20 protein-coding genes and 1 pseudogene are annotated in these 23,648 nt (G+C 71.4%); 8 read left to right on the top strand and 13 right to left on the bottom strand.

Going from position 1 to position 23,648, the window contains the following annotated elements; translation table 11 throughout:
- Positions 1-21: 21 nt before the first annotated feature.
- Positions 22-837: a serine hydrolase domain-containing protein gene (locus H5965_RS34685; RefSeq protein ID WP_310974996.1), complete on the top strand. Its 816-nt coding sequence runs from the start codon at positions 22-24 to the stop codon at positions 835-837.
- Positions 834-2,306, top strand: a complete 1,473-nt coding sequence (locus tag H5965_RS34680; protein ID WP_310974995.1) for an alpha/beta hydrolase — start codon at positions 834-836, stop codon at positions 2,304-2,306. The genes H5965_RS34685 and H5965_RS34680 overlap by 4 nt, the downstream gene beginning before the upstream one ends.
- Positions 2,307-2,463: 157 nt before the next feature.
- On the opposite strand, the gene H5965_RS34675 is transcribed toward H5965_RS34680, so the two are convergent.
- Positions 2,464-3,396 carry a D-2-hydroxyacid dehydrogenase family protein gene (locus tag H5965_RS34675; RefSeq protein ID WP_310974994.1) on the bottom strand — a complete coding sequence of 311 codons (933 nt, stop codon included), beginning with the start codon at positions 3,394-3,396 and terminating at the stop codon, positions 2,464-2,466.
- Between the two features lie 25 nt (positions 3,397-3,421).
- Positions 3,422-3,961 (bottom strand): helix-turn-helix domain-containing protein, encoded by a 540-nt coding sequence (locus H5965_RS34670; RefSeq protein ID WP_310974993.1) that lies wholly within the window; start codon positions 3,959-3,961, stop codon positions 3,422-3,424.
- Between the two features lie 60 nt (positions 3,962-4,021).
- On the opposite strand from H5965_RS34670, the gene H5965_RS34665 reads away from it, so the two are divergent.
- The gene (locus H5965_RS34665) at positions 4,022-5,275 is read left to right on the top strand and encodes a serine aminopeptidase domain-containing protein (protein ID WP_310974992.1); all 1,254 of its coding nucleotides are present in this window, start codon (positions 4,022-4,024) and stop codon (positions 5,273-5,275) included.
- Here the strand turns inward: H5965_RS34665 and H5965_RS34660 are convergent.
- A pseudogene (locus H5965_RS34660) lies at positions 5,272-5,905 on the bottom strand (endonuclease/exonuclease/phosphatase family protein). The gene H5965_RS34665 and the pseudogene H5965_RS34660 sit on opposite strands and share 4 nt — an antisense overlap.
- 109 nt (positions 5,906-6,014) lie before the next feature.
- Here H5965_RS34660 and H5965_RS34655 point away from each other — a divergent pair.
- The 3 genes from H5965_RS34655 (at position 6,015) to H5965_RS34645 (ending at position 9,945) form a co-directional block, all read left to right on the top strand.
- Positions 6,015-6,428, top strand: a complete 414-nt coding sequence (locus H5965_RS34655) for a hypothetical protein (RefSeq protein ID WP_310974991.1) — start codon at positions 6,015-6,017, stop codon at positions 6,426-6,428.
- 25 nt (positions 6,429-6,453) lie between these two features.
- The gene (locus H5965_RS34650; RefSeq protein WP_310974990.1) at positions 6,454-7,113 is read left to right on the top strand and encodes a TetR family transcriptional regulator; all 660 of its coding nucleotides are present in this window, start codon (positions 6,454-6,456) and stop codon (positions 7,111-7,113) included.
- 111 nt (positions 7,114-7,224) lie between these two features.
- Positions 7,225-9,945, top strand: a complete 2,721-nt coding sequence (locus H5965_RS34645) for an NACHT domain-containing protein (RefSeq protein WP_310974989.1) — start codon at positions 7,225-7,227, stop codon at positions 9,943-9,945.
- An 18-nt stretch (positions 9,946-9,963) separates the two neighbouring features.
- Here H5965_RS34645 and H5965_RS34640 read toward each other — a convergent pair whose 3' ends face one another.
- The 7 genes from H5965_RS34640 to H5965_RS34610 form a co-directional block, all read right to left on the bottom strand.
- Positions 9,964-11,208, bottom strand: coding sequence for a GrpB family protein (locus tag H5965_RS34640; protein WP_310974988.1), 1,245 nt, complete (start codon positions 11,206-11,208; stop codon positions 9,964-9,966).
- A gap of 61 nt (positions 11,209-11,269) precedes the next feature.
- Positions 11,270-12,097: a shikimate dehydrogenase gene (locus tag H5965_RS34635; RefSeq protein ID WP_310975233.1), complete on the bottom strand. Its 828-nt coding sequence runs from the start codon at positions 12,095-12,097 to the stop codon at positions 11,270-11,272.
- Positions 12,098-12,113: 16 nt separating this feature from the next.
- Positions 12,114-14,570: an endolytic transglycosylase MltG gene (mltG, locus tag H5965_RS34630; RefSeq protein WP_310974987.1), complete on the bottom strand. Its 2,457-nt coding sequence runs from the start codon at positions 14,568-14,570 to the stop codon at positions 12,114-12,116.
- Entirely contained in the window at positions 14,567-15,028 is a 462-nt protein-coding gene (ruvX, locus tag H5965_RS34625) for a Holliday junction resolvase RuvX (RefSeq protein WP_310974986.1), read from the bottom strand. Before ruvX ends, mltG begins: the two co-directional genes overlap by 4 nt.
- Positions 15,029-15,059: 31 nt before the next feature.
- Positions 15,060-17,720 carry an alanine--tRNA ligase gene (gene alaS / locus H5965_RS34620; protein ID WP_310974985.1) on the bottom strand — a complete coding sequence of 887 codons (2,661 nt, stop codon included), beginning with the start codon at positions 17,718-17,720 and terminating at the stop codon, positions 15,060-15,062.
- Positions 17,721-17,797: 77 nt separating this feature from the next.
- Positions 17,798-18,100 (bottom strand): hypothetical protein, encoded by a 303-nt coding sequence (locus H5965_RS34615; RefSeq protein ID WP_310974984.1) that lies wholly within the window; start codon positions 18,098-18,100, stop codon positions 17,798-17,800.
- A complete protein-coding gene (locus tag H5965_RS34610) occupies positions 18,097-18,483 on the bottom strand; it encodes a DUF948 domain-containing protein (protein ID WP_093951788.1) in 387 nt (128 codons plus the stop codon). Before H5965_RS34610 ends, H5965_RS34615 begins: the two co-directional genes overlap by 4 nt.
- A 129-nt stretch (positions 18,484-18,612) precedes the next feature.
- Here H5965_RS34610 and H5965_RS34605 point away from each other — a divergent pair, with 129 nt between their 5' ends.
- Positions 18,613-19,494 carry a hypothetical protein gene (locus H5965_RS34605; protein WP_310974983.1) on the top strand — a complete coding sequence of 294 codons (882 nt, stop codon included), beginning with the start codon at positions 18,613-18,615 and terminating at the stop codon, positions 19,492-19,494.
- Here the strand turns inward: H5965_RS34605 and H5965_RS34600 are convergent.
- The 3 genes from H5965_RS34600 to H5965_RS34590 form a co-directional block, all read right to left on the bottom strand.
- Positions 19,491-20,336 carry an NAD(P)-dependent oxidoreductase gene (locus tag H5965_RS34600; RefSeq protein ID WP_310974982.1) on the bottom strand — a complete coding sequence of 282 codons (846 nt, stop codon included), beginning with the start codon at positions 20,334-20,336 and terminating at the stop codon, positions 19,491-19,493. The genes H5965_RS34605 and H5965_RS34600 overlap by 4 nt on opposite strands.
- 37 nt (positions 20,337-20,373) lie before the next feature.
- A complete protein-coding gene (locus H5965_RS34595) occupies positions 20,374-20,751 on the bottom strand; it encodes a VOC family protein (protein ID WP_310974981.1) in 378 nt (125 codons plus the stop codon).
- A 661-nt stretch (positions 20,752-21,412) separates the two neighbouring features.
- On the bottom strand, positions 21,413-22,789 hold the full coding sequence (locus H5965_RS34590) for a replication-associated recombination protein A (RefSeq protein ID WP_310974980.1): 1,377 nt from the start codon (positions 22,787-22,789) through the stop codon (positions 21,413-21,415).
- A gap of 141 nt (positions 22,790-22,930) precedes the next feature.
- Between H5965_RS34590 and H5965_RS34585 the strand changes: the two genes are divergently transcribed.
- Positions 22,931-23,626, top strand: coding sequence for a TetR/AcrR family transcriptional regulator (locus tag H5965_RS34585; protein WP_310974979.1), 696 nt, complete (start codon positions 22,931-22,933; stop codon positions 23,624-23,626).
- Positions 23,627-23,648 lie beyond the last annotated feature (22 nt).

Here is a 23,648-nt window from a genome sequence, read left to right as displayed (position 1 = left end):
TTCGTTTCGTAGGGTGGGCGCATGGAGAGCGTGCGCCTGATCGACGAGTGGCCGGTGGACAACGCCGCGACGGCCGTGGTGACGGCGGACGGGAGCGTCGCCGGCCGCCACGGTGACACCGCGCGCAAGTTCCGGCTCGCCTCGGTTTCCAAGCCGCTGACCGCCTATACCGCGCTGATCGCGGTCGAGGAAGGCGTCGTCGAGCTCGGCACGCCGGCCGGGCCCGAGGGCTCGACCGTGCGGCACCTGCTGGCCCACACCTCCGGGCTCGCCTTCGACGCGCACAAGGCGATGGCCGCCCCGGGCACGCGGCGGCTCTACTCCAACGCCGGGTTCGAGCAGCTCGCCGACGCGCTGGCCGAGCACTCCGGCATCCCCTTCGCGCAGTACCAAGCCGAAGCGCTGTTCACCCCGCTCGGCATGACCTCGACGGCACTCGAAGGCTCGCCCGCCGCCGACGTCGTGTCCACTGTGGACGACCTGGCCGCGTTCGCCGCCGAGCTGCAGGCCCCGAAGCTGCTGGACCCGGCCACCGTCGCCGAGGCGACGGACGTCGTGTTCCCCGGACTTTCCGGCGTGTTGCCCGGTTTCGGGCACCAGAAGCCCAACGACTGGGGCCTCGGCTTCGAAATCCGCGACCACAAGAGCCCGCACTGGACCGGGGCGAACAGCTCGCCGCGGACGTTCGGGCACTTCGGCCAGTCGGGCACGTTCCTCTGGGTCGACCCGGACGCGGGCGCGGCCTGCGTCGCCCTCACCGACCGCGCGTTCGGCCCCTGGGCCGCCGAAGCCTGGCCGCGCTACACCGACGCCGTGCTGGCGGAACTGGGCGCGTGAAGCGGGTCTTCCTCGCGGTCCTTCTGCTGCTCGCCGCCTGCAGCGCGCCCCAGGCCGCGCCCGCACCCGCCCCCTCCGCGGAAGCACCCGAGCCTCCCCCGGTGCTCGGCACGAACGGCGCCGCGGTCCCGGCGCTGCACTGGACGTCCTGCCACGGGCCGTTCCAGTGCGCGGCCGCGGCCGTGCCGCTGAGCTACCGCGAGCCCCGTGGCGCCACGATCTCGCTGTCGGTGGTCCGGCTGCCGGCGGGCGACCCGGGACGGCGGCTCGGCTCGCTGTTCTTCAACTTCGGCGGCCCGGGCACGGACGGCGTCGGCGAGCTGACCCGGTTCGCCGCCCGCTACCCGCCGGAGCTGCGGGCCCGGTTCGACCTGGTGAGCTTCGACCCGCGCGGGATCGGCGGGTCGGCGCCGATCGGCTGTGCGAGTCCGGACCAGCCGGCCGGGTCCCCGATCAGGCAGCCGGACGCGTTCTTCGCCGCGAGCGCGGCCACCGGCAAGGCCTGCGCGGCCTCGGGCGACCTGCTGAGCCACCTCTCCACGGCGAACGTCGCGCGGGACATGGAGCTGCTGCGCCAGGCCATCGGGGACGCCTCGCTGAACTTCTACGGGTACTCCTACGGCACCTACCTGGGCGGCACGTACGCGAACCTGTTCGGGGACAAGGTCCGCGCGATGACCCTCGACGGCACGCTCGACCTCGTCGCGAACGCCACCGGCCGGCCGGGCCAGGCGAAGCAGCCGGTGGACGTGCGGGCCGACGTCGCCGGCGCGCAGCAGCAGGAACTGGACCGGTTCTTCGCGGCGTGCGCGGCGGCCGGGCCGAAGTGCGCCTTCTCCGCGGGCGATCCGAAGCGGAAGTTCGCCGGGATCTTCGCCCACGCCTCCCGCGGCCCGGGCGTCGGCTCCCTGATGAAGACCGTCACCAGCGCGCTCTACCAGTCCGGCCGGTGGAAGCGGCTCGCCCAGACCCTGGCCGCGATGCCGGCGGATCCGGGTCCCGCGGCGCCGGTGCTCGACCCGTACGTGCCGACGCACTCCCCCGGCTTCCTGGCCGTCCAGTGCGTCGACAGCGACAACCCGCAGTCGCCCGCGGACTACGCCGCGCTGGCCACGACGGAAAGCGCGCGGCAGCCGTACTTCGGGCTGAGCGCGGTGTATTCGATGGCCCAGTGCGTCGGCTGGCCGGCCCACGACGAAGACCGGTACACCGGACCGTGGAACCGGCCGCGGAAGAACCCGATCCTGGTGCTGAACAACCGGTTCGACCCGGCGACCCCGCTGCACAACGCGGAGGCGACGGCGGCGGAACTGGGCGACGGCCGCGTGCTCGTCGTCGACGGCTACGGCCACACGTCCCTGGACGCCCCGAGCACGTGCGCCTCGGCGGCCGTCGTGCGCTACCTGACGGAGCTGGCCGCCCCGGCGCCGGGGACGACCTGCGCACCGGACGCGGTTCCCTTTCCCTGAGGGAAATTCGCCGACCGGACGTGATGCCCAACGGCCCGGCCGGGACAGGGTCCAAAGACCCTGCCGCGGACCGGGCGCGGGTGGTGTCATCGAAGGGTGCAGGCCCGCCGCAGGGCCGGTGCGGGGACCTCGGGCCCCGGCGGGCCGCACACCTTCTTCACTCCATGACGCGGATCGGCGCACCCGCTTGGTAGGCCGCGATGTCCTCGACCGCGTCGCCGTAGAAGATCTCGTAGACCTCCCGGGTGACGAAGCCGATGTGCGGGGTCAGGACCGCGTTGTCGAGTGTCCTCAGTGGATGGTCGGCGGGGAACGGCTCGGTGTCGTAGACGTCCAGCGCGGCCGCGCGGATCTCCTTGCGGCGCAACGCGTCCACCAGCGCCGCCTCGTCGACGATCGGGCCGCGCGAGGTGTTCACCAGCAGCGCCGTCGGCTTCATCGCGGCGAATTCGGCCGCCCCGACCAGGCCGCGGGTGCGCTCGCCGAGCACCAGGTGGATGGACAGCACGTCCGACCGCGCGAACAGCTCGTCCTTGGTCACCGCGGTGACGCCGTGCGGGTCCGCCTTCTCCTGGGTCAGGTTCTGGCTCCAGGCGATGGTCTCCATCCCGAAGACCTGCCCGATCTTCGCCGCGCCCGCGCCCAGCCTGCCCAGGCCGAGCAGGCCGAGCGTCTTGCCGTGCAGCATGGTGCCGACGGACGTCTGCCAGCCGCCCTCGCGCATCGAGCGGAACTCCTGCGGCAGGTTCCGCGACGCGGCCAGGATCAGCGCCCAGGTGTGCTCGGCGGTCGGCTCCCCGATGTAGCCGGTGGCGGACACGACGACACCGTTTCGGCGCGCGGCGGCCACGTCGATGGCCGCGTTCCGCTTGCCCGTGCTGACCAGCAGCTTCAGGTCGGGCAGCGCGTCGAGCACCTCGGCCGGGAACCGGGTGCGTTCGCGCATCGCGACCACCGCTTCGAAGCCCTGCAGCTGCTTGACGACGTCGGTCAGGGGTTCGGTGAAGACCGTGATGTCGGCCTTGAGCGAGTCCCAGTCGCCGAAGGTGAGGGCGACGTTCTGGTAGTCGTCGAGAATCGCGATCCGCATGACCTCACCGTAGTAGGTGGGCGCGTCAGCCGGTGGCGGGCGGCTCGCCGGGGAAGAGGATCGGGCTGAGCAGGTACCGCGTGCGGTCGGGGGTGGCCGGGTTGGCCAGCCGCGGGAGGATCGCGGCCCGCAGTTCGGCGACCATGGCGATGAGCTCGTCCTCGCTCAGCCAGATCGCGTGCTGCTGGTAGCCGACGGGGTCGGCGGACGGGTCGGTGCCGTCGCGGTCGAGGTAGGCGTTGAACTCGGCGACCAAGGTCGCGACCGCTACCGCGAACCCGCGCCGGTGGTCCTCGGCTGTCATCGACGCGGCCGTGCCACGGTCGATCGACGCCCGGTCCCGGCGCAGCCGGTAGTGCCGCTCGACCGCGCCGCGGACCCGGCGTTCGCCGGCCACCTCCAGGACGCCGCCGGCGGCGAGCTGGTCGACGTGCCGGTAGAGCATGGCTTTCGAGACGTCCGGCAGGAGGGCGCCGAGCTGGGCGGTGGTGAGCGTCCGCTCGCCACGCAGCGCGTGCACGATCCGCAGCCGCACCGGGTGCCCCAGGAGTTCCAAGGTGTCCACCCCCCAATGTTCTCATGACGTGATACCGTTCGCAAAACACGAGAACGATGGGGGCGGATGATGAGCACGGATCCGGCGGTGGTCGCCCGGACGGTCGTCGACCTGACGGCGGCGGGACGATTTGCGGAGGTCGAGCAGCGGTTCGCGCCGCGGCTGCGGGCGGCGGCGTCGGCCGGGACGCTCCGGGTCGGCTGGGAAACCGAGCTCGCCAAGACCGGGCCGGTCCGGGCGATCGGCACCCCGCTGAGCGAGCCGCCCGCGGCGGGGCTGGTCCGGGTGAGCGTCCCGGTGACCTGCGAGCGCGGGGGCCTCACGGTGGTGATGTCGGTCGACGACGCCGGCCTGCTGCACGGCCTGCGGCTCGCGCCGCCGACCGGCCCGTCCTGGGTGCCTCCGGCCTACGCCGAGGCGGACCGGTTCACCGAGCACGAGGTCACCGTCGGCACCGGCCCGCTCGCGGTGCCGGGCACGCTCACTGTTCCCCGGGGACGTGGCCCGTGGCCGGCGGTGGTGCTGCTCGCCTCGGGACCTGCCGACCGCGACCTGACGACCGGACCCAACAAGCCGTTCAAGGACCTGGCGTGGGGGCTGGCCTCCCGCGGCGTCGCGGTGGCCCGGTTCGACAAGGTGACCCACGTCCACCCGGAGACCGGTTCCGCACCCGGCTTCACGATGGCCGACGAGTACGTGCCCCACGCGCTCGCCGCCGTCCGCCTGCTGCAGGAGCAGGAGGCAGTGGCCCCGGCGCGGGTGTTCGTCCTGGGACTCAGCGGCGGGGGCAAGGCGGTGCCCCGGGTCGCGGCCGCCGAGCCGTCGATCGCCGGCCTGATCAGCCTGGCCGGCGACACGCTGCCGCTGCCCCGGGCGGCCGTCCGGGTCGCCCGCTACCTGGCCGAAGTGGCCCCGGGCCCGGCCACCTCGGCGGCGGCCGAGTCGGTCGCGCGGCAGGCGGCGCTCGTCGAAAGCCCCGAGCTGTCACCCTCGACGCCGGCCGCGGACCTGCTGTTCGGCTGGCCGGCCTCGTACTGGCTGGACCTGCGCGGCTACGACCCGGTGGCGACCGCCGCCGCCCTGGACAGGCCGGTGCTCATCCTGCAGGGCGGCCGCGACTACCAGGTGACCGCGGCCGGCGACCTCGTGCGCTGGCAGGAGGGCCTGGCCGACCGGCCGGACGTCACGATCCGCGTCCACGAGGCCGCCGACCACCTGTTCTTCCGCGGCGAGGGACCCTCCACACCGGCCGGTTACGAGGCACCGCAGCACGTCGACCCGGCCGTGGTCACCGACATCGCGGCCTGGATTTCGGCGCGCTAGCGAACGACCACGTCCACCCGGACCAGGTGGTGGTCGGAGGCGTCGGTCAGCCGCGACAGCGGGTCGGACGGGACCGGCCAGAACACCTCGGCGCACCCGGGCACCAGCCCCTTCGACGGCAGCACGTAGTCGGTCCGCAGGTTGCCCGGCGCGACGTCGTTGAAGTCGCCGGTGTCGAAGAACGGGTCGCTCTTCTGGCCGGTGTTCGCGCCGCCCTGGGCCTGCGCCGCGAGCACCGCGCCCCGGCTGCCCGGGTGGGTCTCGATGACGCGCCGCGCGTGCAGCCCATACTGGCCCTCGAAGGTGCCGGAGCCCTGGGCGTCGTTGCCGCCGCCGACCGTGCCGCTGCGGTCGAGGTCGAAGCCGGTGGGCACGCCCGTGCTGGCCGATCGCCAGGTAGTTCTTCCGGAAGAGGTCGGCCGCGTTGCCGGGGACGTAGTCGAACTCGTTGATCAGCTGGACGTCCGCACGGTTGCGCTGGATCACCTCGGCGACTTCCTGCGCCTGGGCGTTGCCCGGCGTCGAGAGGTCGGCGACGAGCTGCCCGGCGGCCGCGCGGTTCAGCGAAGCGTTGAAGGTGGCGAAGCGGACGTCGGCCCCGAAGCTCGCGGAAGCGGTGCCGGAAATCAGCCGTCCGGGTGAGCAGCAGGTGAACGGGCGACGTGACTCAGCCCTCTTGAACACGTTCAAAAGCAGCGCTACCGTCTCCCTTGAACACGTTCAAAAATGGAGGGAAACCATGGACCCGATAGTCCTCGCCTACGCGCTCTACCTGCTGATCAGCATCCCGCTGACGGTGCTCGTCGCCCGGACGCTGAGCAAGCACGGCCGCACCTTCCTCACCGAGGTCTTCGCCGACAGCCCCGGCCTGGCCCATGCCGTCAACCAGCTGCTGGTCGTCGGCTTCTACCTGATCAGCCTCGGCTTCGTGACGCTCTTCCTGACCAGCAACAGCTTCGTGGTCAGCGCCCGCGACGTGTTCGAGATGCTGTCGGTCAAGATCGGCACCGTCGCGCTCGTCCTCGGCGTCATGCACCTGTTCAACGTCCTGGTGTTCAACGGCATCCGGCGCCGCCACCTGGCCCCGAAGCCCGCGCCGGTACCGCTCCCCTACCCCGGCGTGCCGCAGGTCCCGCCCTTCCCGGCTCCCTGACGGCGGCGGCGCTAACGTGCAGCGCGTGGCCAAGAGCGAGGAAACGCGGTCCCTGATCGTCACGACCGCGATGCGGCTGTTCACCGAGAACGGCTACGACCGCACGACGATGCGCGCGATCGCCGCCGAGGCGGGGGTTTCCGTCGGGAACGCCTACTACTACTTCTCGTCCAAGGAACAGCTGATCCAGGGCTTCTACGACGAGATGGCCACGCAGCACCTGACGGCGGCCAGGGCGCTGCTGACCGGCCGCCCCGGCTTCGCCGACCGGCTCAAGGCCGTGCTGTTGTGCTGGCTCGACATCGCCGAGCCCTACCACCGCTTCGGCACGCAGTTCTTCGTCAACGCGGCCGACCCGGAGTCGCCGCTGAGCCCGTTCAGCGACGACTCCTCGGCCGCCCGGGAAGCGTCGATCGGCCTGATGCGCGAGGTCGTCGACGGCTCCGACGTCAAGCTCGACCCGGAGCTGCGGGACCAGCTGCCGGAGCTGCTCTGGCTGTTCCAGATGGGCGTGGTGCTGTTCTGGGTCCACGACCGCTCGGCCGGCACGAAACGCAGCCGGCTGCTGGTCGAGCGCAGCGTCCCGCTGCTGGCCCGGCTGGCCGCGCTCTCCCGGCTGCGGGTGTTCCGCCCGGTCAGCCGGGAGATCGTCGACCTGATCCACGACCTCGCTAAGCGGGACTGACTGCGCGTAACACTTCGAGGGCCGACAGCGACCTCCACGTGATCCGTCCCAGCACTGCGGGACAGCTCTCACTCAGAGACGGAGACCGAGGTGCCGCCGAGTCTTGCGCAGGTGATCCCCTACGCGTCGGGACTGATCGTCACAGTGGCCGGCCTCGTCTACCAACGACGCAAATACTTGAAGTCCCTCACCCGCGATCTCGGTCTCGAAACCTTCCCGCAGTATGTTCTCCGGGGAGTCGGCTCACGGATCACCCGGCACCTGCGCCCACGGATCGCCGCACGGCTCAGCCTGCGCGACTTCGCCCTGAACCGGCTTGCCGCGAGCCAGAACCGCCTGCCCGTACCCGCCGCGATACCTGTCGAACTCGTCCTGGACGACATGTTCGTTCCGCTGACCGCCACCGCGTCCGATCGAAGCAGGATGTCGGCGACGAAGATCGTGCAGGGCGAATACCGCCGGATCCTGCTCGTGGGAGACCCAGGTTCGGGGAAATCGACGCTCGTGAAGAGGATCTACCGTGACATCTGCCGACGGGCCATCACGGTCGGCGATGTCAGGACTTCGCACATCCCCGTTTTCATCGAGCTGAAGAGCCTCGGTTCGACTGGCAAAACCGCCTCGACGGGCAGTCTGATCACCCTGGTCGAAACGGAGGTCACCTCGGTCAACACCTACGCGAGCAAGGACCTGTTCGACTCGTTCGTGGACGCGGGCCGGATCACGGTCCTCCTCGACGGCTTGGATGAGATCAACACGAGCGAATTCGCCTCCCTATCCGCCGAAATCACGAACCTCTGCGATCACCTCGCCAAGAAACATCTCGCCAACCGCGTGATCGTGACCACCCGGCGTCAGCTTTACGTGAATCTTCCCGCCGACTTCACCGAAGCCTTCGATGCACACTTGACCTTGGAACCCTTCACCGCCGACGACATGTACGAGTTCCTGCGCAAGTGGCCCTACCGCAGCGAGCCGGATCAGAACCTCGCCCGGATCTTCGGCAACCTGTCGGCCCAACCGAACATCCGCAGCATGTGCGAGACACCCTTGATCCTCGCCATGTACGTTGCCACGGACCAGGTCACCGGCGGCGGCGACAGCCTGCCCGAAACGCGGCCGGACTTCTACCGAGCGGTGGTCGACGAACTCCTCGTGCGACGACGAAGCCGGCAGCTCGGCCTGACCACCGGCCTCAACGTCCTGCGCCGGACTCGCCAGCACCTGCTGGGCAAGGTCGCACTCGAGCACCTGCTGGACGGGAACCAGTCCCGGAACGCACTCGACTGGGGCAAGGCCATCTCGATATTCCAGGAGGAAGAGGGCCTCTCGGAGCTGGAGGCCGGAGAACGCATCCGCGAACTTTCCCGCGACACAGGCTTGTTCACCGAAGAGAGACCCGAGGAGACCCTCCGGTTCGGGCACCTGACCTTCTGCGAGTTCCTGGCCGCGGACGCGGTCGATCGCGGAGACGGCCGGACCTGGCGGCGCATCACCCGGGCGATCGAGCAGACCGGCGACGAAGAACGCGGCCACCGGTTCGGCGAACGGCTCGCAGAGGTGATCGTCTTTTCACTCGCTCTCCAGAAGAACGACCGAGTCCGGCAGGAGCGGCTGCTGTGGGCGAGCCGCTCCGGTTCGATCGAACTGGGCCTGCGAGCCGTGATCGACAGCCAGCCCTACGACGACGAAACCGTGATGTCGGAACTCGACCGCATCGCGGACCTTGTCAGCGCCCAGGAGAATCGGGATGACAATTGGTTCCACCTCTTCCGCCTGGTCGCCATCGCCCTCCGGGATCGCGAACTGGCCGAGAGTTCGATAACCGGGCACCGCCCCAGCTATCTCAAGCCTTTCTTCGTGAAGGCAACCGCCGACGCGAAGGTCGGATTCGATCCGCTCTTCCTGTCCTACATGCGGCTCGACCCGGGAGCGGCCGTGGAACTGGCCCGATCCATCGGCATCGAGATGGCCGCAGACCGACCGGATCTCCTGGTCAAGGTGCTCGACGAGCCCGCCGTGCTCGCCCACGCGATCGCCAGGTTCCAGGAGACCAAGGAGGACATGCGGAGGTGGGCACCCATCCTGGCGATCGGCGCCTGCTATCACCCGAGCGTGCGCACGCGGCTGCAGTCGATCAGCCCCAACCTCGCATCAGCGCACGACTGGATTCCGCCCGACAGGGGCCGGAGGACCTGCTGGTACCAGGACTTCGGACTCGAAGACTCCATCCTCGGGGTCGTTCTGGAGGCCGGCTGCAGATGGCCAGGAACGTCAGCCACCTTGAAATTTCTTCAGTCCGTCCGTCCTCGCCGGAATCGCGCGATAGATTTTGCAAAAAAGGCAACGTCACTGACCACGCTTGTCGCACTGATGACAATATCCATCGCTGATTACTTCGCAATAAAAACTGTTTACCCCTCATACGGGCTAACTATTTCGTTGTCCATCCTCCTTGCAACCACAGTCAGCTTTGCCAGTATTTTCAATCTCTTTTGGCGCCGGTTCTTGGTCTTCAAAGTACGACAATTCGGACACCTCTCCGGAAAGAGCCACCTCAGTACACCTCGTCTCTCCTTTTTTTCGACGATCGAGTTGATTTATCGACATCCACATTCGAGCACGTACAGTCTAATCAATCCACCGCCAGCGGAAATGATCCACGGTTCTCGGGTCAATTTATTGCATCATCTCACGAACCCAGCACTCCTGACCCTGAGCCCGAGCAGTCGATTTTTTATTGCCGACATCCTCCTTTCCACACTGGCACGACGCGAGATTGACGCCGATACAATCGAGCTGCCCGACGGCGAAACGCAAATCATCGAGTAAAGCTGATTCACGACCTCGCTAAGAGGGACTGACCGCCCGGAAGTACAGGAACCGCGGCGTGGTCCGCAGGTTTGCCGCCCACCGCGGATCGGCGGCCTCGGCCTCCGGGACCGGCATCGGCTCCACCAGGCGGTCCACCGCGAAGCCCGCGTCGCGGACCGCCTGGAACGTCCAGCTCAGCGGGCGCCGGTGGAAGCGCACGACGTTGCCGGGCGGGAACTCGTCCTCCAGCAGCTCCAGCTCGAAGTAGTTCTCCTTGCCGAACCACCGCCAGTCCTCGCCCGGGTGGTGCACCGAGAACACCAGCACACCCCCGGGCGAGAGCACCCGGCGGAACTCGGCCAGCGCCGGCCCCCAATCCGCCAGGTAGTGCAGCACGAGCGATGCGGTGATGACGTCGATCGAGGCGTCCGGCAGGTCCAGGGGCCGGGTGATGTCCGCGACCTCGAACCGGGCGGTGCCGCCGAACTTCCGGCGCGCGACGGCGATCATGCCCGCGCTGGCGTCGATGCCGAGGACGTCGGCGCCGCGCTCGGCCAGGAGCGCGCTGAGGTGCCCGGCCGCGCAGCCGACGTCCAGCACGCGCCGCCCGGCGACGTCCCCGGCGAGGTCGAGGATCGCCGGCCGGTCGTAGAAGGCGTTGGTGACGGACTTCTCCGCGTGCTCGGCGTAGGCCTCGCTGTGGCCGTCGTACTGCGCGGCCCGCGCGCGGCCGAGGATTTCCTCGACCACCTCCGTCTTGGCGTCGGCGTAGTTCTGGATGTACTTCCACGTCTTCGCCGCGAGTTCGCGCTTCTTCGCCGCGTACAGTTCCAGCTCCTCCGGGTGCGCGCGCAGGCGGTCGCGGAAGAGGCGGTAGCGCGGCGTCTGGCCGTTGCCCGGCGAGTAGACGTGCAGGTTGATGTTCGTGTCCGGACCCTTGAACATCCGGTGCTTCTCCCAGTCGGGCTCCCGGATCGTCAGCCGGTACCCAGCCGCCTCCAGGTCCGGGACGTAGGTGTCTTCGTCGTCGGAGTCCGGCACCTCCAGGAGGATGTCGACGATCGGTTTGGCGCACAGGCCGGGCACCGACGTCGAGCCGACGTGCTCCAGCACCAGCACCCGCTCCCCCAGCACGCCCCGGATCCGCTCGGCTTCACGCTCGAACAGCCGTGGCCATTCCGGGTCGTAGTCGGCGAGGGTGACGGTCGAGTTCAGCTTCGGCGCTTCGCCGACCCACGCGCTCTGGACCTCTTCGTCGCTCAATGCTTCTTGGCCGGTCATTCCGGTTGACCCCCTTCGACAAGGCAGTCCGCCAGATTATCGGCGTGCGCAACCGGTTTTCTCAGTCGATCGGCAGCGGCAGCAGGTTCCCGGTCGCTTCGCGCAGCGCGTCCCGCATCGCCGCCCGCGGGGCCGGGCGGCCGGTGAAGTGCTCGGCCTGGCCGAACGCCTGGTGCAGCAGCATGTCCAACCCGGTCGCGAGCCGTCCCCCGCGCGCCGCGACGGCTTCGGCGAGCGGTGTCGGCCACGGGTGGTAGATGACGTCGAGGACGTGCTCGACCGCGGCGAGGTCGGCGACGTGCGCGGCGACCGCGTCCGGCGGGACGGTGTTCACCAGCACCGCCGCGGACCCGAGTGCCGCGAAGTCCGTGTCGGCCCAGCGCAGGACGTCGACGTCGAGCGCGGCCCGCTTCGCCGCGTCGAGGGTTTCGCCGGCCCGCGCCGGTTCGCGCACGACCAGCCGCACCTGCCGGACGCCGAGGGCGGCGAGCCCGACGACGGCCGCCGCCGCCGTCCCGCCCGCGCCGAGCACGACCGCGGTGTCCGCGGGCGACGGCCGGTAGCCGCCGGCCGCGCGCAGGGCGCCGGTGACGCCCTCGACGTCGGTGCAGTCCGCGAGCCAGCCCGTCGCGGTGCGGACCAGCGTGTTGGCCGCGCCGACGGCGGCCGCGCGCGGCGTCACCTCGTCCGCGTGATCCAGCGCCGTGCGCTTGCCCGGCATGGTGACCGAGAACCCGGCCCACTCCGGGCCGAGGCGCTCGACCAGGCCCGGGAGTTCCTCGGCGCTGGTCTCGATGCGCTCGTAGGTCCAGCCGGTCAGGCCGAGCGCGGCGAACGCGGCGCCGTGCAGCACCGGGGACAACGAGTGCGCCACCGGCTTCCCGAGCACGGCGGCCTTGCGGGGCTCAGATGACACCGCGTTGCCTGGCCAGCTCACGGTTGCGGTTCTGGTCGTCGTTGGTGACACCGAAGCACGAGAGGCCGTTCTTCTCGCACTTCACGAAGTACACCCACTCCCCCTCCGGCGGCTTCACCGCGGCCTTGATGGCGTCCGCGCTGGGCACCGAAATCGGCGTCGGCGGCAGCCCGAGGTTCTTGTACGTGTTGTACGCACCGGCCTTGACGCGGTCGCCTTCGTTGGTCAGCAGCGTCGGCCGGTCGAGCACGTAGTTGACCGTGGAGTCCATCTGCAGCCGCATGGGGATCTTCAGCCGGTTGTAGATGACCCGCGACAGCTTGCCGAAGTCGGCCTTCACGGCCTCGCGTTCGATGATCGAGGCGATGATCAGCGTCTGGTACGGCGTCATGCCCGGGCCGGTCGACTGCGGGCTCAGCTGGGCGTTCTGGATCGCCTCGGCCGAGCTGTGCACCAGCTGCGTGAGGATCTCCTGCGCGCTGGACCCGGGCTTGACGTCGTAGACGCCGGGCGCGATCAGGCCCTCCAGCCGGCGGTCCTTGCGGTCGGCCTTGTTCGCCGGCTCGATCGCCCAGTCCGGCACGCCGAGCTGCTTGAGGTCCGCGGCGTCGACGGCCTTGCGCAGGTCGTCCGCCGAGACGCAGGTGCTCTTGCCGTTGAGCTGCGCGCAGGACGCCTTCGCCATCAGGCTGTACACGCCGGGCGTGACCTTGCCGTCGGGCTGGGTGATGTCGTCGAACTGCGTGTACGGCCGGATTTCCAGCTGGCCGACGCGGGAGGCCGCGTCGGTGATCCGGTCGACCGCGCTGGCCCCGGACATGTGCGACTTCATCACGTAGAAGCCGTGCTGGAGCCGGGCGAGCTTCGGGTTGCCCTCGCCCGCCTTGACGAACGCCTTGGTGCTGGCGACGATCCCCGCCGTGGTGAGCTTCGCGCCGATCGCCGACGTCGTGTCGCCGTCGTCGACCTGGAACACCACGTCGTCGGTGCCCGCGCCGTCGAAGTCGTCGTAGCCGAAGAACCGGTTGAAGCCGTACCAGGCGCCGCCCGCGAGCAGGGCGATCACCGCGATCGCGGCGACCCACCCGAGGGCGCGTTTGCCCTTCTTCTTGCGCGGCTTCTCCGGCTCTTCGTCGTAGTCGTCGTAATCGTCGTCGTACTCTTCGTAGTCCTCGTAGTCGTCGTAGCCGTCTTCGGCGAGTTCTTCCTGCGGCGGTTCGGCCGGGGCCTGCGCCGGGATCACCTCGGTGACCGGCTCATCGCGCCCGGGCGGGACCGGCGGACGGCGGCGCGGCTCGGCGCCGGGCTCGGGCATGCCTGCGGAGCGGTCACCCGGCTGGACGGGCCGCCGGACCGGCGGTTCGGCATCGGGGTCGAGCGCCGCACGGCGCCGCCGGGAGTCGGCGGCCTCGGGCCCACGCCGGCCGGGCGGCGCTTCCATCGGCTCGGCGGCCGGGCCGCGACGGCCCGGGGAGCGCTCGGCCGCATCGGGATCGGTGCGGCGGCGGCGCGAGGGTGCCGGTTCGATGCGCTCGGGCACGGCACGCCGCCGGCCTTCGGCCTCGTCGGGGTCCGGCGCGCCACGCCGCCGGGAGGCTCTGGCCTCGGCGTCGTCCGGGTCGGGGGCCCCGCGTCGCCGCGACGCTCCGGCCTCGTCCGGAGCGCCGCGCCACTGAGGCGCGCTGCTCTCGACGTCCTCGAAATCCGGAGCGCCACGCCGCCGGGACACCCCGGTCTCGTCCGGAGCGCCACGCCACTGAGGCGCGCTGCTCTCGGCGTCGTCGAAATCCGGAGTTCCGCGCCGCCGGGGCACCCCGGCCTCGTCCGGAGCCGGAGCCCCGCGTCGCTGGGGCGGCCGGCTCTCGAAGTCGTCGGGGTCCGGCGCGCCACGCCGCCGGGGCGCCCTGCCCTCGGCGTCTTCCGGGGCTCCGCGTCGCCGGCGGGAGGACCGGCCGGCGCTCTCGTCGGGGTCCGGCGCGATCCGCCGCGGAGCCGGCCTGCCGTCGAGGTCGTCCGGCTCCGGCGCGGCGCGGCGCCGGGGCGGCCTGCCCTCGGCGTCGTCCGGGGCCACGCGACGGCGGCGCGGGGCCGGCTGGTCGATCTCGGAGCCCGAGTCGAGGCCGTGGCGGGCGCGCGCGGCCCGGGCCGGGGCCGCGCGGCGCTCCTGCGGGTCGAACTCCGCGTCGGCCGACGGCAGCGTGCCCGGCGGTTCCAGGCGGCGGCCGGGTTGCGGCGCGCCGCGGCGCGGGTCGTAGCCCGGCGGCTCTTCCCGGCGGGCCCGGCGGGAAGGCTGTGGCAGGTCGTACTCGCCGCTGCGGCGCGGCGGCAGCTCGTGCTGGCCGCTGGGGGTGCGGCGCGGTGCGGGCCGGGACGGCGGCGGGGTGGCCGCGTCCGGCTCGCGCAGTCGCCGGCGCCCGCGTGGGGGCTCAGGTGGCTGCTCGTTCATCGGTCTCCCTCCCGGGCGCGGTGCGCAGCGGCGGCGTCGATCCAGGCCTGCAGGATCTCGACGGCGGCGGCCTGGTCGACCACCGCGCGCTGCTTGCGGCCTTTGACCCCGCGCTGGGAGAGGATGCGGGATGCGGTGACCGTGGTCAGCCGCTCGTCGCCCAGCCGGACCGGCACGGGCGCTATCCGCCCGGCCAGGCGTTCAGAATACGCGATGGCCAGCTCGGCCGCCGGGCCCTGGCGGTTGGCGAGCGTTCTCGGCAGGCCCACGATCACCTCGACCACCTCGTGCTCGGTGACGAGGGCGGCGAGCTGGTCCAGATCACGGTCGTCGGTCGCATCGCGGGAGAGGGTAACCAATGGCGACGCCAGCATCGGGGCCGGATCGCTCAGCGCGACCCCGACCCGGACGGATCCGACATCCACGCCGAGCCGGCGGCCCCGGCCCGGATCGCCCACGCCGGGACGGTCCGGGCCGCGGTTTCCGCGGTTAACCAATGCCGGCAATCGCCGCGCGCAGGGCCGTGACCGCCTCTTCCGCGCCGGCCGGGTTCGTGCCACCGCCCTGGGCCATGTCGGGCTTGCCGCCGCCCCGGCCGCCGATCTTCTCGGCGAACGACGGCACCAGCTTGCCCGCGGCGATGCCCTTGTCCTGGGCCGCCTTGGTCGTCGCGACGACGAAGCTCAGCTTCTCCCCGGCCGGCGAGAACAGCGCCACCACGCCGGGCCGCGTGCCGAGCCGGCCGCGGATGTCCGAGGCCAGCGCGCGCAGGCCGTTGCCGTCGACGTCCGGAACGACCTCGGCCACGACGGTCACGCCGCCGATCTCCTGGGCCTTGTCGACCAGCGCCCCCGCCGAACCCAGCACCTGCTGGGTCTTGAGCTGCGCGATCTCCTTCTCGGCGTTCTTCAGCCGGGTCAGGACGTCGTCGATGCGGCCCGGCAGCTGGTCCGAGGGCACCTTGAAGGTGTTCGCCAGCTGCGAGACCAGCAGCTGCTCCTTGCGGACGTACCTGAGCGCGTCCGTGCCGACGAGCGCCTCGACGCGGTGCACGCCCGAGCCGATGGAGGCGTCGGAGACCAGCTTGACCAGGCCGAGCTGGCCGATCCGCTCGACGTGCGTGCCACCGCAGAGCTCGCGGGAGTAGTCGCCCATGTCGACCACGCGGACGTCGTTGCCGTACTTCTCGCCGAACAGCGCGACCGCGCCCAGCTCGAGGGCCTTGTCCTTGGTCGTGGTGTAGCTCTGCACCTCGACGTTGGTCTGGAGGTAGTCGTTGACCTCCTCCTCGACCTCGGTCAGCACGTCCGACGACACCGAACCCGGCGTGGTGAAGTCGAACCGCATGCGGCCCGGCGAGTTCAGCGAGCCCGCCTGCGCCGCGCGCTTGCCGTACGCGCCGCGGACGGCCGCGTGCACCAGGTGCGTCGCCGAGTGCGAACGCTCGATGGAGAGCCGGCGGTGCGCGTCGACCGAGCCGGTGAGCTTGGTGTCCAGCCCGACCTCGCCGTCGACGACCTCGACGCGGTGCACGTACAGGCCGGGCACGATCTTCTGGACGTCCAGGACCTTCAATTCGACGCCGTCGCCCAGCAGCACGCCGGTGTCGGCGACCTGGCCACCGCTTTCGGCGTAGAACGGCGTCCGGTCGAGGACCAGCTCCGCCTTCTTGCCCGCCGAGACGCTGCGCACCGGCTGCCCGTCTTCGAGCAGCGCGACGACCTTGGCCTCGGCCTGCAGGTCGGTGTAGCCGAGGAACTCGGTCTCGCCGTGCTGCTCCAGGACCTTCCGGTACTCGGAGAGGTCGCCGTGGCCGGTCTTGCGGGCCGCCGCGTCCGCCTTCGCGCGCTTGCGCTGCTCGTCCATGAGCGTGCGGAAGCCCTCTTCGTCGACGGTCAGGCCCTGCTCGGCCGCCATTTCGAGGGTGAGGTCGATCGGGAAGCCGTAGGTGTCGTGCAGCTGGAACGCCTTGTCGCCGGCGAGCACGTCGCCGCCGCCGCGCTTGGTCTCCTCGGCCGCGAGGTCGAAGATGCGCGAACCGCTGGTCAGGGTCGAGAGGAACGCCTCCTCCTCGATCCGGACGACCTCGTTGATCCGGTCGAAGCCGCTGACGAGCTCGGGGTAGGTCGGGCCCATGGTGTCGCGGACGACCGCCGCGAACGCCTGCAGCACCGGCTCGTGCACGCCGAGCAGGCGCGAGGAGCGGATGATCCGGCGCAGCAGGCGGCGCAGCACGTAGCCGCGGCCGTCGTTGCCCGGGGTGACGCCGTCGCCGATCAGCATGACGCCGGTGCGGGCGTGGTCGGCGATGACGCGGAAGCGGACGTCGTCGGCGTGGTTGCTGCCGTAGCGGCGGCCCGAGAACTCCTCCGCGCGGCCGATGACCGGGCGCACGAGGTCGGTCTCGTAGACGTTCTCGACGCCCTGCAGGATCGTCGCGACGCGCTCGACGCCCATGCCGGTGTCGATGTTCTTCTTCGGCAGCTCGCCGATCGGCGGGTGGCCGAGCTTGGGGCTCAGGTCGCCGCGGACGTCCTGCATGAAGACGAGGTTCCAGATCTCGATGTAGCGATCCTCGTCGGCGACCGGGCCGCCCTCGCGGCCGTACGCCGGGCCGCGGTCGTAGTAGATCTCCGAGCACGGGCCACCGGGACCGGGCACGCCCATGTCCCAGTAGTTGTCCTTGCCGTCGCGGGCCTGGATGCGCTCGCCGGGCAGGCCGGTGAGCTTGCGCCACAGGCCGGCCGCTTCGGAGTCGTCGTTGTAAACGGTCGCCCAGATGCGGTCGGGGTCGAGGCCGAAGCCGCCTTCGCTCTGGGGCTTGGTGATCAGCTCCCAGGCCGCCTCGATGGCGCCTTCCTTGAAGTAGTCGCCGAAGGAGAAGTTGCCGGCCATCTGGAAGAAGGTGTTGTGCCGGGTGGTCTTGCCGACCTCGTCGATGTCCGGCGTGCGCACGCACTTCTGCACGGAGGTCGCGCGCGGGTACGGCGGCGGCGCCTCACCGAGGAAGTACGGCTTGAACTGCACCATGCCGGCGTTGACGAACAGCAGGTTCGGGTCGTCGAGGATCAGCGGCGCGCTGGGCACGCGCGTGTGGCCGCGGCCTTCGAAATGGCGCAGGAAACGGTCGGTGATTTCGTGTGTGTCCACGGGTCAGTCCTTGTGGCTGTGGTTCGGAACGGGGTGGGCGGCGTGGCTGCGGCGAAGGGGTTCCGGGCAGGCCCGGATCAGCCCTCCGCCCGGCGAGCTCGCCGGACCGGGCGCCGGGCGGCGGCGTGCCGTCCCTCGGCGCGGGGCGCTGACACGCCCGTCCGTTCCTCGACCATGTCGTGCAGCTCCTGTTCCCGCTCGTTCATGCCCGCACGCACCTCGGCGCCGAACGAACCCACGGCGCCGGCCAGCTCGCGCACGGCGTCCCCCAGGTTCGATGCTAACCCGGCCGGAGTGGCCTGACGAGCGGTTTCGGCGGCCTTGCGGGACAGCGCGACGCCGGCGACCACGCCGACGCCGAGCCAGAACAGCCGCTTCATTTCCCGGCCTTCCTGGCGGCCTTCAGGGCGCTCTTCTTCTTGCGCGCCCTGATCGCCTTGGACAGGCCGTAGGACAGCGCCGCGGTCTTGACCAGCGGGCCGCCGAGGGTCGCGGTGAAGACGGAGGTGAGAGCGGAGACGTTGCCGGTGACCGCCTGCGCGTTCGCGGTGATCCCGTCGACCCGCTCGAGCTGGGTGTTGACGTGCGTGATCGTCTCGTTCGCGCCGATCAGCAGCGGATCGGTGTTGCTGTTGGTGCGCTCGATCGCCTCGGTGGCCGCGTCCAGCGTCTTGCCGAGCTTGATCAGCGGGATCGCCAGCAGGACGACCAGCACCACGAATGCTCCTGCGGCGATCAACGCGGCGATCTGCCCTGCCGACACGGGCCCTCCTCGGTTCAGGGGTCGGGATGCCGACTGAGGTTACCGCCTGGCCGGGTCCCCGACCGTGTCACCCCGCCGGGCCCGGAAAACGCCTCGCCACCGGCCGCGGCCGCGCGGTACACCTGGGCGGTGGACCACGACAGCGGACCCGGCCGGCGGGTCCTCGCCGGGCCGGGCGGAACCGCGGCCGACCTGCTGGCCGGGCTGCCCGGCGCCGACCTGACCACGGTGCAGCTGGAGATCGCGCGCCGGCGTGCGGCCCGGCTGGCCGGGCCCGACGTGCTGCGCCGGCACCGGACCGACCGGTTCACGGGGCCGAGCCCGCTGCCGTTCGGCCGGCTGCGCCGGGTCGAAGACGTCGTGCTCGGCGCCGCTACGGGCTTCGACCTGGTGACCCTCTCGCCGCTCGTCCCGCTCGGCACCCACTCGGCGGTGGCCGGGGTGGCCCAGCACCGGGTGGTGCCGACCGGCCGCGGCACCGAGGTCGCCGCCGACCCCACCACCGGCCTGGCCCTGGAGGCGGCGGTCCGGCGCTCGTCGGAAGACATCGTCCGCCTGGCCACGGTGCAGCGCGTGGTGCGAGCCCAGCAGGTCCCGGCCGGGCTGTTCGCCCACTTCTCGCTGTTCGGCGCCGTGACGGCCGGCCGGGACACCGGCGACCTGGCCTTCGAGCGGCAACACCTGGCCGAGCACGCCCGGCTGCTGGCCGGGGCCTGCCGGGCGCTGGGCGCGTCCGCCGTCGAGCTGGGCGTGACCGTGCTCGACCCCCGGTTTGAGGGGTTGCTCGGCGCGGTACCGGACGTGCCGGTCCGGCCGTTCCCGGAGCGCGAAGGCGGCCGAGGCGGCTACTACGAAGGCCTCTGCTTCAAGGTGTACGCGTCCTTCGGCGGCGAGCTCGCCGAAGTGGGTGACGGCGGCTTCACGCCGTGGACGCAGAAGCTGCTGGGCAACGCGAAGGAACGCCTCCTGACCAGCGCCCTGGGCGTGGATCGGCTGGCAACGCTCCTCTAACGCTCCTTCACCACCGCGCGGTACAGCGCCGCCATGTCGTCGTCGCCGTGGCCGGCCTCGACCGCCGCCTCCAGGTGGGCCAGGACCGCCTTCGCTCCCGCCAGGTCTACCTCGTCCCCGGCGGCTTCCACGACCAGGCGGGCGTCCTTCGCCGCCAGGCCCGCCGGGAACGACGCCGGGTACTCGCCCGCCAGCATCGCGCCGCCCTTCACGTGCGCGTAGCCGACGTCGAGGCCGCCGCCCTTGATGGTCTCCAGGAACAGCTGCGGGTCCAGGCCCAGCGCGCCGGCCAGGCCGAGGCTCTCCGCCGTCGCGTTGGTCAGCGCGAGCACCCACGCGTTCACCACCAGCTTCAGCCGGCTGCCGCGGCCGGCGGGGCCCAGCCACTGCGTCTTGATGGCGACCGCGTCGAACACCGGCGTCGCCTTGGGCCGGGCCTCCTCCGGCCCGGACGCCAGTACCTGCAGCTGGGCCTGCTCCGCCGGCTGCCGGGTGCCGAGCACCGGCGCGTCGACGAACACGACGCCCGCCTTCTCCGCCATCGCGGCGAGCCGGTCGGTCCAGTCGAGGCCGACGGTGCTCATCTGCAGCCACAACGTCCCCGAAGCGGGTGACGCGGCTTCGAACGCTTCGGCCACGGCAGGGCCGTCGGCGAGCATCGTGACGAGGATGTCCGCGCCGTCGGCCGCGGCGGAGGCCGACTCGGCCACCGTGGCGACGTCGGACAGGGGTTCGGCCTTCTCCCGGGTCCGGTTCCAGACGCGGACGTCGAGGCCCGCCTTGGCGATGTTGGCCGCCATCGGGGCGCCCATGATCCCGGTTCCGAGAAACGCGATTGTCATGCCGCCATCGTCCCGGAGCCGGGACGCGGCCGCGCGCTCAGTAGTCGCCGAGCAGGCAGAAGGGGTGGCCCGCCGGGTCGGCGTAGACGCGCCAGCCCCGGCCGCCGAGATCGGGGTCGAGCAGCCGGCCGCCGTGCGCGAGGACGACGTGGTGCGACTCGCGGAAGTCGTCGACCTCGAAGTCGAGGTGGAACTGCTGCGGGAAGGAGGGATCGGGCCAGCTCGGCGGCCGGTGGTCCGGCGCGCGCTGGAAGCCGAGGACCATCCCGTTCACGTGCAGGGTCGACCAGTCCTCGTCCACGCGCCACCGCGGGTCGGGGAGGTCCACGTCGCCACCGAGCAGGGCCTGGTAGAAGCGAGCGAGCACCAGCGGCTCCGGACAGTCCAGGACGATGCACTGCAGCGTCGCGGGCACGGGCACGCCTCCTGCCGTCGTGGGGCCCTCCCCGGTCGGGGCCGCCCGGAGGGGAAGAGTTTACGAACCCCGATGATCTTGCCCACCGCGGCCCACGATCGGGGGAACGACCGGTTCGTTCGTCCGGCAAGACGGGAGGTCGGCGGCCAGACGACAACCAGCACCGGAGGGCGACGGCCGGCGAGCAGGCGAGGCGGCCGGCGGCGGTGAGCGGCCAGGGCGACGGGCGGCGGCCGGCCAAGCAGCGGGCAGGCGGCGGCCGGACTGCGGCAGCGGGAGCGATGGCGGGCAGGCGGCGGGCGGCGGCTCGGCCGGAGCCGGCATCGACTTTCCCGGCACGGCCCGCGGATCGCCCGGCCGGCGACCGGTCGGCACCGCCGGGGAGCCTGCTCACCCCACGGCACTGCCCAGGTGCCTTCGCCGCAACGCGCCCAACGGCGCCCCGGCCGCCGCCGCCCCTCCTCCGCGCGAATCGCCCCCACGGCCCGCAAACTGCCCGACCGCCAACCGAGACCGGCCGGGCACCGCCCCCCACTCCCCGCGAATCGCCCGCACGGCCAGCGAACTGCCCGCACGGCTCGCAATCGCCCGGCCCGGGCGCCGACCCAGCACGGCCCGCGGCGTCGCCCGGCCGCCGACGAGGCGCGGCCGGCGCCGCCGCTCACTCCCCGCGGATCGTCCGCCGGAGCTTGGGCACCCGCTCGGCCAGGGTCCGCTCGGCTCCCCGCTGCGTCGGCTCGTAGTAATCCCGCCCCACCAGCTCGTCCGGGGGATACTGCTGCGCCAGCACGCCCTCCGGCACGTTGTGCGGGTACCGGTACCCCTGCGCGTTCCCCAGCTTCTTCGCCCCCGCGTAGTGCCCGTCCCGCAGATGCGGCGGCACCGTGCCCGCCAAGCCGCCGCGGACGTCCGCCAACGCCGCGTCGATGCCCTTGATCACCGCGTTGGACTTCGGGGCCGTCGCCAGGTGGACCGTCGCCTGGGCGAGGGCCAGCCTGCCCTCCGGCATGCCGATGAACTGCACCGCGTGCGCCGCCGCCACCGCCGACTGCAACGCCGTCGGGTCCGCCATGCCGATGTCTTCGCTCGCGTGCACCACCAGCCGGCGGGCCAAGAACCTCGGGTCCTCCCCCGCCTCGATCATCCGGGCCAGGTAGTGCAGCGCGGCGTCCACATCGGACCCGCGGATCGACTTGATGAACGCGCTGATCACGTCGTAGTGCTGGTCGCCGTCGCGGTCGTAGCGGACCGCCGCTTTGTCCACTGTGGACTCGACGATGGCCAGGTCGATCGTCTTCGCCTCGGTGGCCGACGCCGCGTCCGCCGCCGCCTCCAGGGCCGTGAGCGCGCGGCGGGCGTCCCCGCCCGCGAGCCGGACCAGGTGCGCTCGCGCGTCTTCGGTCAGCGTCAGCTCGCCACCGAGGCCGCGCTCGTCGGACAACGCCCGCTCGATCAGCGAGGCGATGTCCGCGTCGGTCAGCGGGCGCAGCTGCAGCACCAGCGACCGCGACAGCAGCGGCGACACCACCGAGAACGACGGGTTCTCGGTGGTCGCCGCGACCAGCAGGACCGTGCGATCCTCGACCGCGCCGAGCAGTGCGTCCTGCTGGGTCTTGGAGAACCGGTGCACCTCGTCGATGAACAGCACCGTGTTCTCGGCGTTGTACTGCCGGCGCCGCCGCGCCTCCTCGATGACGCCGCGCACCTCCTTCACGCCCGCCGAAAGCGCGGACATCGCGACGAACCGGCGGCCGGTCGCGATCGAGACGAGGTTGGCCAGCGTCGTCTTGCCCGTGCCCGGCGGGCCGTAGAGCAGCACCGACGCCGGCGCGGCGCCCTCCACCAGCCGCCGCAGCGGGGCGCCTTCGCGCAGCAGGTGCTGCTGGCCGACGACCTCGTCGAGCGAGCGCGGCCGCATCCGCACGGCCAGCGGCGAGCTGGCCGGGTCCGCCTGCGGTTCGGCGCCCGCGTTCGACCCCGTGCGCTCCGGCGGAGGCGCAATGTCGGCGTTCACCGTAAAAAGCTCGTCCTGTGCCACACCGATGACGTTAACCGACCCCACCGACAGAACCGCTTGCCCCGGCGTCCACCGGAGCGCTACCGTCGTGATGACTGGTTGACCGAAAGTGCGATTCCGGTCAACAAGTCAAATGCTCAACGAAACCACAGGTGGAGACGCATGAGCCATCCCAACCGCGAGCGTGCCGACCGGATCCTGGACGCGGCGGGCGAGCTGCTGCTGCGCATGGGCTACCGCAAGGTGGCGATCGACGACGTCGCGCGCGCGGTCGGCATCGGCAAGGGCACCGTCTACCTGCACTGGCGGAGCAAGGAGCTGCTGTTCCAGGCGCTGATGATGCGGGAGTCGGCCGACCTGACCGACGAGCTGCTGGCCATGATCAAGGCCGACCCGGCGATGATCCTGCCCCACCGGATGATCCCGGCGTCGTTCCTGATCACCCACCGCCGCCCGCTGGTGATGGCGATGCTGCGCGGCAACGCGGAGATGTTCGGCTCGCTCGGCGACCTCGCCCTGAAGAAGCAGCAGGACGAGGTGAGCGTGCACTTCGAGACCACGATGCTGCGGCACGGCCTGATCCGCGCGGACGTCCCGCACATGAGCTACGCGCTGCACGCGGCGACGCTCGGCTTCTACGTCGGCGACACGCTCTCGGACGAGTTCGAGGGCATCCCCGTCGAAGAGAAGGCGGACGTCCTCGCGCACCTGATCCGCACCGCGTTCGAACCGCCCGGGGAACCCGATCCCGCGGCGGTCGCGGAGGTGGCGGCGGAACTGAGTTCGACGCTCGAGGAGCTCGTCTCGGGCTTCCGAAACGGGATCTACGCACACGATCCCACCAGGGCCTCCGGCTGATTCGTGAGGCCACACCGGGGAA

The organism is Amycolatopsis sp. 505, from assembly GCF_031625235.1.
Lineage (GTDB): Bacteria > Actinomycetota > Actinomycetes > Mycobacteriales > Pseudonocardiaceae > Amycolatopsis.
The sequence above is the reverse complement of the archived record's forward strand: the minus strand, read 5'-3'. Positions and strand labels throughout refer to the sequence as shown.

Excerpts from the sequence above, each read along its gene's own strand:
- H5965_RS34600 (WP_310974982.1), bottom strand. The coding sequence starts at position 20,336 with ATGACAATCGCGTTTCTCGGAACCGGGATCATGGGCGCCCCGATGGCG.
- H5965_RS34685 (WP_310974996.1), top strand. The coding sequence starts at position 22 with ATGGAGAGCGTGCGCCTGATCGACGAGTGGCCGGTGGACAACGCCGCG.
- mltG (WP_310974987.1), bottom strand. The coding sequence starts at position 14,570 with ATGAACGAGCAGCCACCTGAGCCCCCACGCGGGCGCCGGCGACTGCGC.
- H5965_RS34585 (WP_310974979.1), top strand. The coding sequence starts at position 22,931 with ATGAGCCATCCCAACCGCGAGCGTGCCGACCGGATCCTGGACGCGGCG.
- H5965_RS34640 (WP_310974988.1), bottom strand. The coding sequence starts at position 11,208 with ATGACCGGCCAAGAAGCATTGAGCGACGAAGAGGTCCAGAGCGCGTGG.
- H5965_RS34655 (WP_310974991.1), top strand. The coding sequence starts at position 6,015 with ATGGACCCGATAGTCCTCGCCTACGCGCTCTACCTGCTGATCAGCATC.
- H5965_RS34675 (WP_310974994.1), bottom strand. The coding sequence starts at position 3,396 with ATGCGGATCGCGATTCTCGACGACTACCAGAACGTCGCCCTCACCTTC.
- H5965_RS34615 (WP_310974984.1), bottom strand. The coding sequence starts at position 18,100 with ATGAAGCGGCTGTTCTGGCTCGGCGTCGGCGTGGTCGCCGGCGTCGCG.
- H5965_RS34665 (WP_310974992.1), top strand. The coding sequence starts at position 4,022 with ATGAGCACGGATCCGGCGGTGGTCGCCCGGACGGTCGTCGACCTGACG.